This window comes from Microcoleus sp. AS-A8, from assembly GCA_039962225.1.
Classification (GTDB): Bacteria; Cyanobacteriota; Cyanobacteriia; order Cyanobacteriales; family Coleofasciculaceae; genus Allocoleopsis.
Window position 1 is genome coordinate 61304 of sequence record JAMPKV010000020.1, and the last position, 16311, is coordinate 77614.

Genomic DNA, 16311 nt, shown 5'->3' on the forward strand with positions numbered 1-16311 from the left:
TCCTTTGATGGACAATCGGATGTAACATTGCAGACCTGATTCGAGCTAAGAGCAATATCGTCGATACCAACCCCGACTCTCCCAACCCGAACCGCGAGATGCCTAACATGGAGGAGAGGGAGGAGAGCGAATGAACGGACAAAGAACGAGTCCTTTTCCCAATTCCGGTGAGATGGGAAAGCGGATGCAGGCATTAGATTGGGCACAAACTCCAGTAGGGCCAGTGGAATCCTGGTCACAGAGTTTGAAATCAACCGTTCGCACGCTCTTAGGTTCGCGTTATCCAATGATCTTGCTGTGGGAGCAGGAGCTAGTTCAGATTTACAACGACGCCTACATCAATTTAATCGGAACGAAGCATCCGGGTGCGCTGGGACGCTCGATTCGCCAGACGCAAGCCGAATCTTGGGATGTTATAGGACCGATGATCGCGCAAGTGATGACAACCGGGATTCCCAACTGGGTGGAAGACCAAATGCTAGCAGTGAATCGAAAGGGCTACAACGAGGAAGCTCACTTCAGCTTGTCTTACAGCGCTGTGGAGGACGACGAATGGGTGATTCGCGGGATGCTCTGCGTCTGTAGCGAAGTGACGATTCAGGTACTCGGCGAACGGCGCTTGCGGTTGCAGCGCGATTTGGCAGCACGGGGGGGTGAGACACGCAGCGTGGATGCTACCTGTAGTGATATCCTGGCGGCGATCGCTGAATATCCGCTCGATGTGCCGTTTGCCTTGATCTACTTGCGCGAGCCGGATGACCAGACACTGCGGCTGTACGGCAGCGTCAGGGTGGACGCCAATGAGGAAATCGCCCCGACTACTGTCGCGATTGAAACCTCAACGAACTTATGGCCTTTCACAAAAGTCATGGCAGGTGACACCGCGATTGTGGAAGGGATTGACCGCTACATTACGATTCCTGGCGGACCTTGGGGTGAAAGTGTTCATCAAGCGATCGCGTTGCCCATTCCTTCATCAAATGTGAGTGCGCCCTTAGGAGTGCTGATCGCTGGCATTAGTCCCAACTGCGGTTTGGATGAAAGCTACCAATCGTTCTACCAACTTTTGGCTGGGCAGGTTTCGGTTTCTATCCGCAATGCCCAGGTACATGAGGAAGAGCGCCGCCGCGCCGAGATGCTGGCAGAAATCGATCGGGCGAAGACAGTCTTCTTCTCAAATGTCAGCCACGAGTTTCGCACACCGCTGACCTTGATGCTGAATCCGCTCGAAGATGTCCTCTCTAGCGGCAACTTACCAACCGCAGAACGGGAACAAATCGCTGTAGCCCACCGCAATAGCTTGCGTCTGTTGAAACTCGTCAACACCCTGCTAGATTTCTCCCGCCTTGAAGCCGATCGGATACAAGCCGTCTATGAGCCGACAGATTTAGCAACCCTCACTGCCGATCTGGCTAGTGTGTTTCGCTCCGCGATCGAAAAGGCAGGATTGCAACTTGTCGTCGATTGCCCACCTTTGCCCGATCCAGTTTATGTTGATCGCGATATGTGGGAAAAGATTATACTCAATCTGCTCTCTAACGCCTTCAAATTCACATTTGAGGGTGAAATCTCAGTCTCACTGCACTCTGTAGAAGATGGGGTTGAACTGGTTGTTAAAGACACGGGAACCGGCATTCCAGCTTCGGAATTGCCCCACTTGTTTGAGCGTTTCCATCGCGTTGCAGGGGCACAGGGCCGTTCCTACGAGGGGTCAGGCATTGGGCTGTCGCTAGTGCAGGAATTAGTCAAATTGCATGGCGGCGCGGTAGCCGTCAATAGTGCTGTAGATGAAGGTAGTACCTTTGTCGTGCGGCTACCAATGGGTTCGGTTCACCTGCCACCAGAATGTATTCAGGCGACCCGAACCCAAACCTCAACCGATTCAGGCGCAATTTCTTATATTGAGGAAGCCCTAGGGTGGGTTGCCCAAACCAGAGAAGACCCCTCGTCTGTAGGGGAAGCGTTGCCTCACCGCTCTTCTGCTCGGATTTTGTTGGCAGATGACAATGCAGATATGCGTCATTACCTGCAACGGCTCTTGAGCAAACACTATGACGTAGAAGCGGTTGCCGATGGGCAAGCTGCCCTGGAAGCTGTTCGTGTTCAAGTTCCAGATTTAGTGTTAACGGATGTGATGATGCCAAGGCTCGATGGGTTTGGATTGCTCCGGGAACTCCGAGCTGATCCACAAACCCGTGGCATTCCGATTCTGCTGCTCTCGGCTCGTGCGGGCGAAGAAGCCGCCGTTGAGGGATTGGCAGCCGGAGCCGATGATTATTTGGTGAAGCCATTTAGTGCGCGGGAACTGTTGGCACGGGTGGCAACGAATTTAGAGTTAGGGCGATCGCGTCAAGCAACCGCTCGTCGCCGCATCGAATCTATCCTAGAAAGTATTACGGATGGCTTCGTGGCGATTGATCGCGAGTGGCGCTACGTCTACGCCAACCAGGAAGCAGAAGATTTGTTGCAAAAAAGCCGATCTGAGATACTGGGTCAAGTGATATGGGAGGCCTTTCCTGATTGGGTCGGTTCACCGTTTGAGGAGGCGTTGCGTCAGGCAGCCGAACAACAGATTACGATTGAACTCGATCAATTCTATCCAGCCCTCAACACCTGGTTTGAACTTCGCATTTACCCCGCGACCGAAGGGCTGTCGGTCTATTTCCACAATATCAGTGAACGCAAGCAGGCAGAAACTGCCCTCCGTGAAAGTGAAGCGAAGTTTCGGACGATCGCCGATACGATGCCGCAGATTGTTTGGAGTACCACAACCGACGGCTATCACGATTACTTCAATCAGCGGTGGTACGACTACACGGGAATGCCCCACACCCATGACGAAGGTTGGAACTGGAAAGATTACCTCCATCCTGATGACTACGATCGCGCTGTAGAAGTTTGGCAGCATTCCCTCAAAACGGGTGAACCTTACGAGGTTGAATATCGCTTTCGTCGGGCTTCTGATGGTGCTTACCGTTGGTTCATTGGGCGGGCACTTCCCATCCACGATCGCCAGGGAAACATCATCCGCTGGTTTGGCACCTGTACTGATATCGACGATCAGAGACAGCTATTGGAACAACGAGAACAATTGCTAGAGCGGGAACGGGCAGCCAGAACGGAGTCTGAGCGAGTCAGTCGCATGAAAGATGAGTTTCTGGCAACGCTGTCTCATGAGCTTCGCACGCCACTTAACGCCATCTTGGGGTGGTCGCAACTGCTTCGCAAAGGCGGACTCAAACCAGAGATGGTTGAGCAAGGCATGAATACGATCGATCGCAATGTGCGAATGCAAGCGCAACTGATCGAGGATTTGTTGGACATGAACCGCATCATTTCTGGCAAAATTCGGCTGGATGTGCAGCGGGTAGATTTGGTGTCAGTGATTGAAGCCGCGCTGGAAACCGTGCGACTGGCAGCAGAAGCTAAAGAGATTCGCTTACAGAAGGTGTTAGATCCCCTAGCCGGGGTTGTTTCAGGCGACCCAGCACGATTACAACAGATCATCTGGAATCTAGTATCAAATGCGATTAAATTCACCCCAAAAGCAGGTAGGGTTCTAGTAATTTTGGAGCGGGTGCTATCGCACGTTGAAATTAGCGTCATTGACACCGGACAAGGAATTGAGCCAGAGTTTCTACCCTATGTGTTCGAGCGATTTAGACAAGCCGATGGCTCTACCACCCGCCGTCATGGAGGACTTGGACTGGGTCTTTCTATTGTCCGCAGTTTGACCGAGTTGCATGGGGGGACGGTTCGGGCTGAAAGTGCAGGAGCAGGACTTGGTGCGACGTTCGTGGTTGCCCTACCGCTGGTTGCGGTTCATGCCAAAACTGTTGAATTCCAGGAGCTTACTTTAGAAACAGGTGACAACGCTTCCACTGACCCTGACGCACCTAACCTCAGTGGAGTCAACGTGCTAGTTGTGGATGACGAGCCAGATGCGCGTGAATTAATTAAGGTGATTCTTGAACAAGCCCAAGCATCTGTGATCACGGCTGGCTCGTCTGTGCAAGCCTTGGAGTTGCTGGAAAGCAATAAACCTGACGTGCTGGTGAGTGATATTGGTATGCCCGAAGAAGACGGTTATCAGTTCATACGCCTTGTGCGAGCGCTCCCTCCAACACAGGGCGGAAAAATTCCCGCTGTCGCACTCACCGCTTATGCACGGCAGGAGGATCGAAAGCTTGCCCTGTTATCTGGCTATCAGATGCATATCACAAAACCCGTTGAACCATCCGAACTAATCGCGGTTATCTCTAGTTTGACTAGCCTAATGGACAGACGATAGATTGAATCCACCTTCGTTTACAACTCAGTATCAGCCGCTGTACAAAATTCAGCCAGCAAGAAATTTAAAGATAACGAGTGAGCAAATCCTGAGCAGCTTGCTTGTGCTTTTCGACCATTTCTAAAGGTTCTAGGAATTGGGCACTGTTCATAAAGCGATAAACCCAACGGCTGAATTCATTGAGCGAGCGGGGTGGAAGTTTGACGTTGTAGTCCACGTAGGTCGGTTTGCCATCTGGAGCTTTGGGTCCCTCGTAAATTTTCTGGCTGGAATGACGTTTTTCGCCTTCCAGAATGAATGCCATCACTTCTGGGAAAAAACGCACAGTCACGCTGGTAAAGTCCAACTGCCCAAGCCGTTCTAGCTGTTGCTCCTCTGTTGTACCCAAGTAGAGACCCCAGCCAGCTTCGATCAGCCGATTGGCAACCTGGAGACTTTGCCACTGTGCTGTTGAACCACGACCCTCTACATCAAGCCGCTTGAAGTGATCGCTGAAGCGATCAAGCCTTGACGCAGCAAGATGCCCATTCTGACAATCCTCATGCAGGAGATACCAGGCAATGTCAGAGTAGATGAGTTGCACAGGCCAGACAGTGAGATAGTGAGTAACTCCTGTTTGATAAGCATTACGACTTCGGTAAAGTTCAATCGCTTGCCCTCGGATAATGGTGGCTTCTAGTTCTTCTAGTCTTTCAAAGAGGGTGCCGCGATACTTGCTGTGAGCCATCATTTCTTCAGGATTGGTGTAGACGATCGCTCGGTTGATTTGGGATCGAACTGGGTAGCAAAATTCACCAGCTAGCTCCAATCCGCGGAGCCGCCGCATTAATGTTTGGTAAATTCGGCTGACTTGAGGCTCCTGTTGATAGTTAGCCTGCGATCGCAGGGCATTAAGAGCAACCTGTAACTCGGCTCGACTCATTGCTCCAGTACCTAGGTAGTAGCCCCAACGATACATGCGATCGTCTAGAAGTTTGTAGCGACGCAATGTACGCAAATCTTTCCGCAGGGTATGCACTGAATAGGCTGGCAAGTCGATACCACAGTCACGAGCTACTTCCTGCAAGCGCAGCGACACCTCAACCAGTGCATCATGATGCTCTCCAGATTTACTATCGACTGCATCACTAGAATCACTACTGCCTACACCGGGATACTGCACAAAGGTAGCAATCAGCAGTATTAACCGCTCAAAAGCAGGGAGGTCAGCATAGGGATGGGTGGTAGCCTTCTTGACCATTTTATGTGTCAAGTTAAAAAAAATAATCAGTATGTACTCAGGTTAATGTCTAAAAGCTTGCCTAGACAAGCTTTTTAGGTATTTTTAGTTAATTGACTAAATACTGGGAATTTTTAGGGGGGTAGGAGAGAACCTTGCTACTATGCAGTTGAGATAGGGTGCTAAAAGGGATTCAGGCTACGCCCTGATTGACTGACATAACGTCCTAAGCTCCCGTCTAAGCAGCCTTCTATATTGATTGTGCTTTTTCAGTCAAAATTGCTACTTCGTGTGAAATTCCGGGAACTCTATAAGTAAGTCCTCTCTCGATTTGTCAGTCAGGGCAACCTCTGAACTCGGAGCAATAGCATTTCAAAGTGGAAACGCTGTTAAAGGAATTACTTAAGTTAATCAGTTTGGCTATCTATCTACCCAGTAATGACTAGTTTTAACTTTTCTATATCTGAACACACAGAGGAGCTTTGGCAGCAAATCTCATCACACTGGACTCATCGCGATCGCCCCGCTGGTTCTAGGTTCTTGGGTAGTGTCCGCCTTCCCAAAAAAGACACAGATCGAATTCGGAATAGTCTTGGCTCCAACTTAAGGCGATTAGGCTCCAATAACCTTACTTATGACTCTCTACGTGAGCGGTTTAACAAATCTCACCAGGATTGGCTCAAGCTTCTAACTTTTACTGCATCTGAGTATGCCTATTACGATTCAAGTTCTGACGAAAAATTTTGGCAAGGTTTTTGCCGTATTCTGAAGCTATCTCATAGCCAAAAGGTAGAAAACGCATTCCGTCACATTATTGATAAAGGTATTGATAATCTGGGTCTTGTCAGAGCTAAGGGAGGGCATAAGTATGTATCAACTTTATGGTTACAGAGCGGCATCCCCTCTTCAAACCTTAAACACTTTTCCCTGTTAGTTCAGGAAGTTTCAGATGAGTATGGATGGTGGGAACTTGCCCACACCCGCAGTCATGAGCTTTCCCAGGAACTACTTGATTTTTGCCAGGAAAAGCATCCTCAATGGAGAACTCTAATTCATTTCCTCAAATCTAGTTGCTCGGAGAAGGAAGAAGATGAAGTTGAGCCAATCTCTGGGCAGTTAGTTCAAGGCATTGCTACAGTGGCTCAAGAACTTGAACGCCAAGGAATATCACCCGAAAAGCTAAAAGATGAGAATCAGCGCGAGCAACTGCTAGGAAACTATGACTTACCAAAGAACTTTTTTTTGAGAAATTGGGATAGCCTGATTCAAGTTTTAACTCCTAAGGAGCGTCCTAAGGGGAGTAGTGGCAAAATTATCAGCCGTCGCCAAAAGCCTCTATCCCTAGTCTTGGATGTTGCTGACTCCTTATATATTCAGCTAGTGCTGCCAGAACAAAGTCCTTGGAAAAAGGAATGGAAGTACTTGGGTGGAACCTACTGTCAAATTCCGGAAGTCTCTTGGCAGGGGGAAATTCTTACTTCTGGAGAATTCATAATTCCCGAACAAGTTGTTCATGTAAGGAGTGTGGCAGAGCTATGGACATGGCAGTTATTGGATCACCAGGGTAAATGCTTAATTGATTGGAAGCTTGAAGGTGTAGCTAGTGATTTGCCTTGTTTGATTTTTGATGCCTGGAGTGGCGATCGCCTCCCGCTCAACATGGCTAGTCCAATCATCAGGGGAACTGAAGAAATTATTTGCTTTACTCCCAAAGAGATTCAGTTAGATTTATCAAATGGGATTGAAATATTAGATAGCTGTGTGCCCTCAAGTATTAGAGGCTGGCAGGGTAAACGCTTTAGGCTGAATGCGAGTAAATCTGCTATTATCTTTCCTTCTAATGATAAACACAATCCTCAGTTGATACATTGGCAAATTTCTAGTAATAAACAGCCCATTTTAACAGGATTGAAGCTTAATGGCAATAAATCTATTTATCTAGAAACTCCTACCTTTTGGTATCCTCCTACCAATCAAGAAACGTGCTTTAAAATATCCCTTGAGAACCTCATCCGTCAGCAATCTATAGATATTATCACTAAGAAATTCCTACCAAGTGACAAATGGCAATCAATTCCTCTGGAGCAATGGATTACTGAACCAGGCGCTTATGAAGTTCGTTTCTATAATCAAGAGCATCGCTGGTCTTATATCTTTGAGATTAAATCAGCATATCAGTTATTCAAAACATCTGTAGAGAGGCTACCTGCAACGCCTCAGCATAGCAATATTCAGGGCAGAGTAGATAAATTACCGATTCAGTACAAATCTTTAGATAAATTTTGGGCAGAAGAAGTCAAGATTGAAGAATTATGGACTCTAGAAGAAGTCACGTTGTTATTGTCAAATAGACATGATAAAAGATTTTCGATAGTGCGAGCAGATTCATCAGGACACTTAAATATTAGTCTGGCTGCCCTGTATGACTTATTGCCCCAGTCAGATTGGTATGCACTAGATTATCAACGCTTAGGTTTAGAATGGCAGCGACTGGTTGAGACGAAGCCTATAAGTTGGACCTGGGAAAATCAAGCAATTAGTATCTCTGGATTGCAACTTAATTGTCAGTATTCCCTGTCTTGCTGGAATTTCCTACTACCTCAAAGGGAACCAGTAGACATTGAAATCTTATTAGCTGAACAACCAGAAGAATCAATCAGTGTTCCTTTGAAGCTCCCGGCTGGGATTTATCATATCCAGTTACTCAGCTCAGAGTCATCTCCTCAAAATTTTGGTTGGTGGTGCAGCAGTAATCAATATGAGCTACCTGATGAAACCAAAGAAAACGAATATTTGGAAATTTACTGCTACACCATCCTAGATAACGAACCTATTAGAGATTTCTGGGAGGCAATTAATTGCCTGAATTATGACTATGACTGCCAATGGATAGAAACAGTTATCTCTAGCCTACAAACTAATCCGTACTATTTTCCTAAATGGTTGAATTTCAGAGCTATTTTAGAGAAGTTACAAGCTTTACTAGAACCGCCATCACCATTAATTTCTCAATGGTATAAGCTTGAGTTGTGTTTCTACAAATTTTCTTTAACAAAAAATAGATTCATTGATAGTTTCTATAGCTTAGTATCTCGTCGCCTAGCATCTAGTACCAAGCGAACGCTTAAAAATGGTGGACTCAAAAATTTGATTTTAAACCAAATGTATCTAGATTCAAGTTTAAAGAATGGAAATTATCATTTTTCATTTTTAATAGAATTGAAAAACTTAAATAATCGAGAACTAGATTTACTTAAATTAAATAATTTACGCTTTGTATTAAACAGTATTAAGCATAAAGATTGTGACTTTGAGATTAAATTTATTGCAATAAAAACCGAACAAATTCATAAAACCATACAAAACATAAAAGCAAGAAAAAATAAAATTATAAAATTAACAAAAAAATCATACAAGAATGTTAACTGAAAAAATTACTTTACTGCTAAGCAGTCATCGTCATCCCAGTAATCCAGCAATGCCATTGGCTTTAACCAGATATCAGATTGTCTCTCTACTACGTTCAAGTCTTTCTCCGAATGAGGAGCAACAAGATTTTGAGGCTAAAGTTCTGGACGCTCTCCATGAATTACAAGCACAGGGAGAGATTCTGGCAGGAACTCGGAACTGTTATTGTATGGCTCCACCAAGCTTAGTCTTAGCAGAGCAGGAAAACTTAACAGGTTTGCTATTTCGGGGCGATCGCGCTTATCTCCATTTGGCTCATCAAGCACTTCACACTCAACAGAATAGCCATAATCCATTGCAACTAGATGTGGAAGTACAGCACCTTCACAGAATGAAGGAGTGCCTCAGCAAAGTTGGCATTCGTTTACTTACAGTCGATGATAGCGTTGAGCGTTTACCATCTCCCCGCAAGCCGAAATCTGAATTGCGCTCTCCTTGGTCAGCCGATCCATTTTCAATTAACTGGGAAAAAGGCAAGAGTGTACGGCGATATATCCCCGGAGATGCAGTTCAGAAAGATCGATGGCAAGAGTGTCATCATAAAAGTCTCAAAAACCAGGATTTATTAAAAATCCCGACTGGTGAGTATCTCTGGTTTGAAGAACCACATTTTTATGAATTAGAGCCAGATGTAGCAATTTTGGCAATGTTTGAGCGAGACAAGGAAACAGGATTTCCTATTAAAATCCCTTGGGATAAAGCACAAGGCAAACTTAATCTACAGGGAATTATTCTCCAAAGTGCTTACGCTCGATGGCTTTGGGCTTTGTCTAAGCCTGATAGCGATCACTACAGGACTCGTTATTTTCAACCAGCTAACCGTCACCTCGTGGAAGCAGCATTTAATCGTTTGGGATGTGTATTAGTATGAAAAGTTATCTTGACCCCATTGCAGCAGTCGAACAGCCCCGTGAAGACTTTATCCGTCACTTGCTCACAGCTTACCCGCTGCGTGACCCCCATCTACGCTACGGTTTGAAGCAACTACTGGAGCAACCTGGAAACGTTTGGCAGCACCCTTACCTGGAAGGGTCCCAACCCTATCGAACTGCAAACAGTGTTAGCGAGTTGGTCAATCAGGGGGTTTTGCAAAAAGACATGGCGAGTCTGTTCACACCCAGTAGCCGTCCCCTTTACGAACACCAAGAACAAGCACTCCGGGCAGTTATTCAGCTACAGCAAAACATTGTCGTTGCCACTGGCACGGGGTCAGGAAAAACAGAGTGCTTCCTGATTCCAATGCTGGATATGCTGCTCAAAGAAGGAGATAACTTATCATTAGCTGGAGTACGGGCAGTAATTTTGTACCCGATGAACGCCTTGGTTAATGACCAGGTTAAACGCCTGCGGCAATTACTGTGTCGTCAAAAGACAGCGAGGATTCGATTTGGATTTTACACCAGCCGGACTGAAAAAGAGAAAAAAAAGGCATTAGAGTCCCTGGCAGCAGAATTTGAAGCCTATGAACCAGAGGAACTACGCCAGCTATTTACCGAGGCAGAAAGAGAATCTTTAAATGATGAGAGATTAATCGAGCAAGCTATTGAGAAAACAAGCCAGGTTCAACTGCTCTCACGAGAGGAAATTTGGGAAGCACCGCCTCATATTCTGATTACCAACTACTCTATGCTGGAGCATATGTTAATTCGCCCTATAGAGCGAAGGAAAATCTTTGAGGCTTCAGTGGATACCTTCAAGATGTTGGTAGTAGACGAAGCTCACACTTACGATGGTTCTAAGGGTACTGAAGTTTCCATGCTACTGGAGCGATTTAAAGCTTCTGTAGGTGTGGAACAAAAGGGTAAAATTCGCTGCATTGCTACCAGTGCTAGCTTAGGGGATAAGCGAGTTGATCAGAACGTCAAGGATTTTGCCGGAGAGCTTTTTGGGGAATCGTTTAGTCAGGTAATTCGGGGCGATCGCCTCACTGCCGAAGCTAGACTTGGCAAGCCTCACACTCTACCGGCTGAACTGACGAATGAAGAGATTTTGCAGTATCTGAGCATTCTAGAATTGCCAGAACCCGATGCCCCTATAAGTCAATGGTTCGATCAACTCAGTGCAATTGTACCTGCCCAGCAATTAGAGGCAGCACAGTCTCAAGCTGACGGAGATATCCACAAATTTCTCTGGTGTGCCCTCAAACAACATCCCCTAGTGCATCGATTGATCAACCTACTCAAGCGTGAGCCTCAGCCTTGGGAACAGGTTGTTCGCTCTACAGAATTGTGGGGTGTCAATCTGCCGATTAAATTAGATGGCTCGGTCGATGATACAGATGCCAAGCTAGCACTGGCTTATCTACTCCAGTTAGGTAGTTTAGCTCGTGAAAACCCAGAGGACTTACCTTTACTACCCGTTAGACTTCATCTTCTCTTTCGCAGTCTAGAAGGACTTTATACCTGTATCAATCCTGACTGTTCGGGGGCTGTGCGCGATCCAAATCATTCAGAGCGTCCGCTACAATACGGGCGTCTTTATCTGAATGAAAAAACCACCTGTGATTCCTGTACTTCCCCGGTACTGGAATTGGGAAGCTGTTCGCAATGCGGTCAAGCCTATGCCTTTACTCAACGCAAGGATTCGGGAGAACTACAATCCCTGCCCAGATCGACTCAAGGGTTAAGAGAGAATACCAAAATCTACACTCTGACTTCTAGCATCTTAGACAGCGTGACAGAAGAAGAGGAAGTCGGCGAAGAGGAGGAAGAACAAAAATCAGAAGCACTAAAGACTTTTACAATTCGATTTCGGCGGAATGCTTGGATTGGTATTCCTTCAGATAAACCCTTCACATCAACACCAGCAGCAGAAGGTGAATTTTATTTAGCATGGCATCGCTACAAACAAGATGATAAAAATCTGGATGGCTGCTATTTACCCAAGTGTGCTGCTTGTAGTGCCAGACCAATTCGTGCCCAAGCCATTAATCGGTTTGTCGCTTACACCGATGCTCCATTAGAGGCAATGATTGATAGCCTCTTTGAGCTATTACCCGAACCAGAAAAGACTGAAAGAAACTCCTCGAAGCGCAAACTACTAACCTTTTCGGATGGGCGTCAGGATGCTGCATTTTTTGCCTCAGACTATCAACGGACTCACACAGAGATGGTCTATCGCCAGATGCTTTGGCAAGCATTCCAAGAGGTCAAGGATGCTGTTGGTCTCGCTTCGGTCACTCAGGTGACAGATAAACTGAAGAATAAATTCTTTGAAATTTCTATCTCCCATCCTGACCGAGATTCTAGGCGTAATTACCTCAGCTATTGTCCAGAAGACCCGGAAAGTCTGGAAAATGAGAGGGATTGCCAAGATAGTGCTGAGAAACGCGCTAAGGAGATACTACTTCGGGAATTTGCCCTTCCTTTTAACCGCCGTTCGACCTTAGAAGCATTTGCACTATTAACTTGTCATATTCAATTAGACGAGCGCCTGATTGACTGGGTTGCTCGTCAATTTGGAATAACCAAGGGTGAAGCTCGAATTTTCTTGATTGTTCTTACAGACATTATTCGGCGCACGGGAATTGTCAGTATTGAAGGAGCATCTAGCTATTTCCCAGAAACTGGAGGAGTTGATGGAGGGCGTCCTGAAATGGTAGATGCTCAGGGCAAATCAAAAAATTATCTGTTTTTGGAAAAGTCGGAAGATGAAAAGAAAAAATTTAAAGACTCTCCCGTTTTTATGCCTTGGAAAGACGGTAAGGTCAGGCAACCGCCAAATCGGTTGGGTTGGTATTTCTTACAACTCTTTGGCGATAAATTTCCTAATAGAGAAGATTTTATCTGGCTTTTTGAGCGGCTTAAAGAGTATCGCTTACTGGTTCCAGCTAAGAATGGCTATCAACTCAACTGGAAGCGGTTAAATATTCTTGAGACGCAGCAAGATTGGTATCAGTGTAATCGCTGTCAACAGATTTTTCATGTTCCAGAATTATCAAGCCTATTAGAAATCAATCAGCGGACACTCCATGTGGAGAGATGTCCGGCTTATAAGTGTGATGGGGAACTCAAGGCTTACATAGCCGAAAGAATTGAACAGGCTGCAAACGAACATCATCAGCAGTATCTCATTAAAAAACGCTCACCGTTGCCGCTGCGATCGCAAGAACATACAGCTCAGTTAGGTGTCGGCGAACTAGAAAAACGCGAAAACCGTTTTCGTCGTGGTCAAATCAATCTGCTTAGCTGTTCTACAACATTGGAGATGGGTGTAGATATTGGTGAGCTACAAGCTGTGGTTCTTCGTAACTTTCCCCCCCATGTGAGCAACTACCAGCAGAGAGCTGGACGAGCCGGACGCCGAACAGATGGAGTGGCTGTTACTTTAATGTATGGGCAGCGCCGTCCCCATGACCGCTTTTATTTTGAGCAACCCGAACAGCTAATTGCTGGTAGCAATCAGATCCCTAAACTTGATTCCCGTAATTTCCAAATTCAGCAGCGCCATATTCGAGCAGAATTACTAGCTGCGTTTTTGAGAAAGCAGAGTCTCGGTGCAGAAGAAGTAACGATTGCCCAATTTCTAAAGTTACCTGTAGAAGCTCCAGCCTCTTCTGGGAAGTTCACTCCCCCAATTGATGCAATGAGCTGCCAACTACAAGAATGGCTGAACACGGATGAAGCTCTTGACCTAACTGTGCTTTGGCTAACTCGGTTAGATAGCGAACAGGGGGGTCAAGCTGCTACGGTGCTTGAGGAATTTGCCCAAGAGATTACTAAGTTTCAACAGCAGCAGCTTAAAGATTGGGATAGCTTAGCAGAAGTAATGGCTCAGCTGCAAAAGCGGGTTATCGATCCATCTGAAACTAAAAACTTGGAGAAGATTGCCAAACTCATTAGTTACACAAAGCGTGAACTAGACAAGATTGCCGCACGTCGCCTACATGACGAACTTGCCCAAGCCAGTATTTTACCCATCTATGGCTTTCCGATTGATGTGGTTCGCCTCCTGACTGGGGAGAGCGATCGATACAACTCTGCTCACGGAAGGCATCGACTAGAGCGCGATCGCCGCCTTGCTCTTGGTGAATATGCTCCGGACCAGGAAATAGTTGTAGATGACCGGGTTTACAAAAGTGTTGGCATTCTCAAACCAGGAGACCTAGAAAAGAAATACTATTGGGTTTGTCAGAACTGTAATAATTTTATAGCTTCCAATAGGGAAGACGACTTAGTAGAAGATTGTCCCGTCTGTCGCCAGGAGCCACCCTCACCTGCTGCCCAAAAAATGAAGGTCTATAAGGTTCCCAAAGCATTCACAACTGACTGGACAGCAGGTTCAAAAGTGACACCCTACATCAAGAGTCAGCGCCAGCCGATCTCGCAGATTTTCTTAATAAATGATGGCGATTCTTCAGAGAGTCTGCCGTCTGAGTTAGATCTGTACACCCTCACTGTGAGCAAAGGAGGAAACTTCTTTCTAGCGAATCAGGGTTCATTGGGGAATGGTAAAGGCTTCGACAAGCAGGGCTTTGCGATTTGTAATAGCTGTGGACGCGATCTCAGTGATTGGGTGCAACAAGAACGCGAAAAAAATAGCAAAAAGAAACGTGGTAAAAAGTCCTCACTCAGTTCTACATCATCGCGATCTACTCATTATCATCCAATTACAGGCAAGGAGTGTTCGGGTTGGTACGAGCTAACTCATCTGGGGCATGAATTCCGCAGCGATTTGCTGAAAATTGTCTTCGACCTCAATACAAAACCCATACCCCTGTTTGGGTCAGATATTCAATACGAAGATGACGGAACAATTGCTTTAAATGCAGACAATCAGAACCCTGGTTTGCAGTTTTGGCTCTCTCTCACCTATGCACTGCTGGCGGCAGCTGCCCAAGTGATTGATGTACCTCGAACAGAATTGGATGGATTGTTTGTACCCCTAGCAGACAGACGAGCTGAGATTATTATTTATGACAATGTTCCAGGGGGAGCAGGATACAGCAGGCGCATTGCCAATCGCTTCGATGAAGTCTTGAAAAAAACCGATCAAATCGTTTCTTCCTGCACTTGTGAAACCAGTTGCTATGACTGCTTGAAAACTTACTCAAACCAGCCATTTCATGCCCAGTTGAACCGTCATCTGGTGGCAAACTTTCTCAGACCGATAGTTGAGCGGGTTAGTCCTGATGAAGACCTGCAAAATTTTGCCCCCAATGCCAACCGAGTCAGTTTGTCTCAGATTGCAGATAATCTGCCTGCACTTTGCCGGATGGCTGGACCAGATAGCCTGATTTATTTGCCTCAGCTAACAGATGAGTTGGGTTTGAATAAGGGTTCAACTCTGCCTTGGTTAAATCTGCTAACAGATGCAGTTTACTCAATGGAGCGTAGTGGCTTTCCACTGGAATTGATTGTGAGTCATCTACCAGAACCCAATGCGGTTTCCGATTCAGACTTAGGGAAGCGAGATCACGTCAAGGTATGGCGTAAACGCTTACAGCAGTGGATAGACCAAGGTCTAGTGAAGCTTTACCAGGCGTCTGCTGATGCTGAGGCTTTCCCAATTCTCTGTTTAAGCACCAAACAAACCAGTCGGATAGCGCTACAGTTGTACCAGCACTTAGAGGATGAATCGCGGGTATGGTTTCAAACCCGCAGCTCTGAAGGCGTTGAGACGGTTCTCAATCGGTTATCAGAGTTGCGTGAGCGTGCCAGAGTTATCCAACCAGAAGAGCTGGAAGACCCAGATACCTGGGTACTCTCCCTAGAACCTACAAACCCCAACTGGCACGGCGACCTCAGCCTGCCAGAACTCCGAAAGCAACTTGAAATAGAGCGTGTTTTGTTGGGGAGCAAGGTGAAGAAGCTTGTGTATCGCGATCGCTACTTGAGAGTGGCAGGAGCCGAAATTCTGGCCGACCTGTTGCAAGGCGACGGATTAGACTCTGAGTCTCAGGTACTCATTTTAACTGTTGAGGATAGGGATGCTAGGGATGCTTCCGAGCTATCAAAGAAGTTAACAACAGTGTTCACTCGACTCCAGCCGACCAAGAATAATCTTAAAGTTCACGTTAAACGCTGGCACGAACGTTTTGATCTCCCTCATGGCCGCGATCTGGAAATCTACCGACAAGATGGTCAGGAGTACAAGGTTATTTTTGATAAAGGGATGGCCTTTTTAGAAGCAAGAGCAGGTGGAACATACCGCGTGACAGAACCAACCTATGTGGTGGTCAATAGACAAAGTTAAAAGCATTTTAAGCAACTCATCTCGATAGCCTCCAAGCGAGTTTCTCGCGTCGTCTGGCGTAGAACTAGAAGAATTCTTGCTTTCACCTCATGCTGCGTAGGTCATGCCGCAGTCGTGATATGGGGAACCCGTTTTTCGA

The 16311-nt window shown here is 46.3% G+C and carries 5 protein-coding genes; 4 read left to right on the forward strand and 1 reads right to left on the reverse strand.

Going from position 1 to position 16311, the window contains the following annotated elements; translation table 11 throughout:
* Positions 1–130 precede the first annotated feature (130 nt).
* Positions 131–4291, forward strand: coding sequence for an ATP-binding protein (locus tag NDI48_24675; protein MEP0834364.1), 4161 nt, complete (start codon positions 131–133; stop codon positions 4289–4291).
* A gap of 64 nt (positions 4292–4355) precedes the next feature.
* On the opposite strand, the gene NDI48_24680 is transcribed toward NDI48_24675, so the two are convergent.
* Positions 4356–5531: a WYL domain-containing protein gene (locus NDI48_24680; GenBank protein MEP0834365.1), complete on the reverse strand. Its 1176-nt coding sequence runs from the start codon at positions 5529–5531 to the stop codon at positions 4356–4358.
* A gap of 417 nt (positions 5532–5948) precedes the next feature.
* Between NDI48_24680 and NDI48_24685 the strand changes: the two genes are divergently transcribed.
* Genes NDI48_24685 through NDI48_24695 form a run of 3 tightly spaced genes read left to right on the forward strand, consistent with a single transcriptional unit; the run spans position 5949 to position 16172 of the window.
* Positions 5949–8939 (forward strand): hypothetical protein, encoded by a 2991-nt coding sequence (locus NDI48_24685; protein MEP0834366.1) that lies wholly within the window; start codon positions 5949–5951, stop codon positions 8937–8939.
* A complete protein-coding gene (locus NDI48_24690; protein ID MEP0834367.1) occupies positions 8929–9849 on the forward strand; it encodes a hypothetical protein in 921 nt (306 codons plus the stop codon). The genes NDI48_24685 and NDI48_24690 overlap by 11 nt, the downstream gene beginning before the upstream one ends.
* Positions 9846–16172: a DEAD/DEAH box helicase gene (locus tag NDI48_24695; protein MEP0834368.1), complete on the forward strand. Its 6327-nt coding sequence runs from the start codon at positions 9846–9848 to the stop codon at positions 16170–16172. The genes NDI48_24690 and NDI48_24695 overlap by 4 nt, the downstream gene beginning before the upstream one ends.
* Positions 16173–16311 lie beyond the last annotated feature (139 nt).

Excerpts from the sequence above, each read along its gene's own strand:
- NDI48_24675 (MEP0834364.1), top strand. The coding sequence starts at position 131 with ATGAACGGACAAAGAACGAGTCCTTTTCCCAATTCCGGTGAGATGGGA.
- NDI48_24680 (MEP0834365.1), bottom strand. The coding sequence starts at position 5,531 with ATGGTCAAGAAGGCTACCACCCATCCCTATGCTGACCTCCCTGCTTTT.
- NDI48_24685 (MEP0834366.1), top strand. The coding sequence starts at position 5,949 with ATGACTAGTTTTAACTTTTCTATATCTGAACACACAGAGGAGCTTTGG.
- NDI48_24690 (MEP0834367.1), top strand. The coding sequence starts at position 8,929 with ATGTTAACTGAAAAAATTACTTTACTGCTAAGCAGTCATCGTCATCCC.
- NDI48_24695 (MEP0834368.1), top strand. The coding sequence starts at position 9,846 with ATGAAAAGTTATCTTGACCCCATTGCAGCAGTCGAACAGCCCCGTGAA.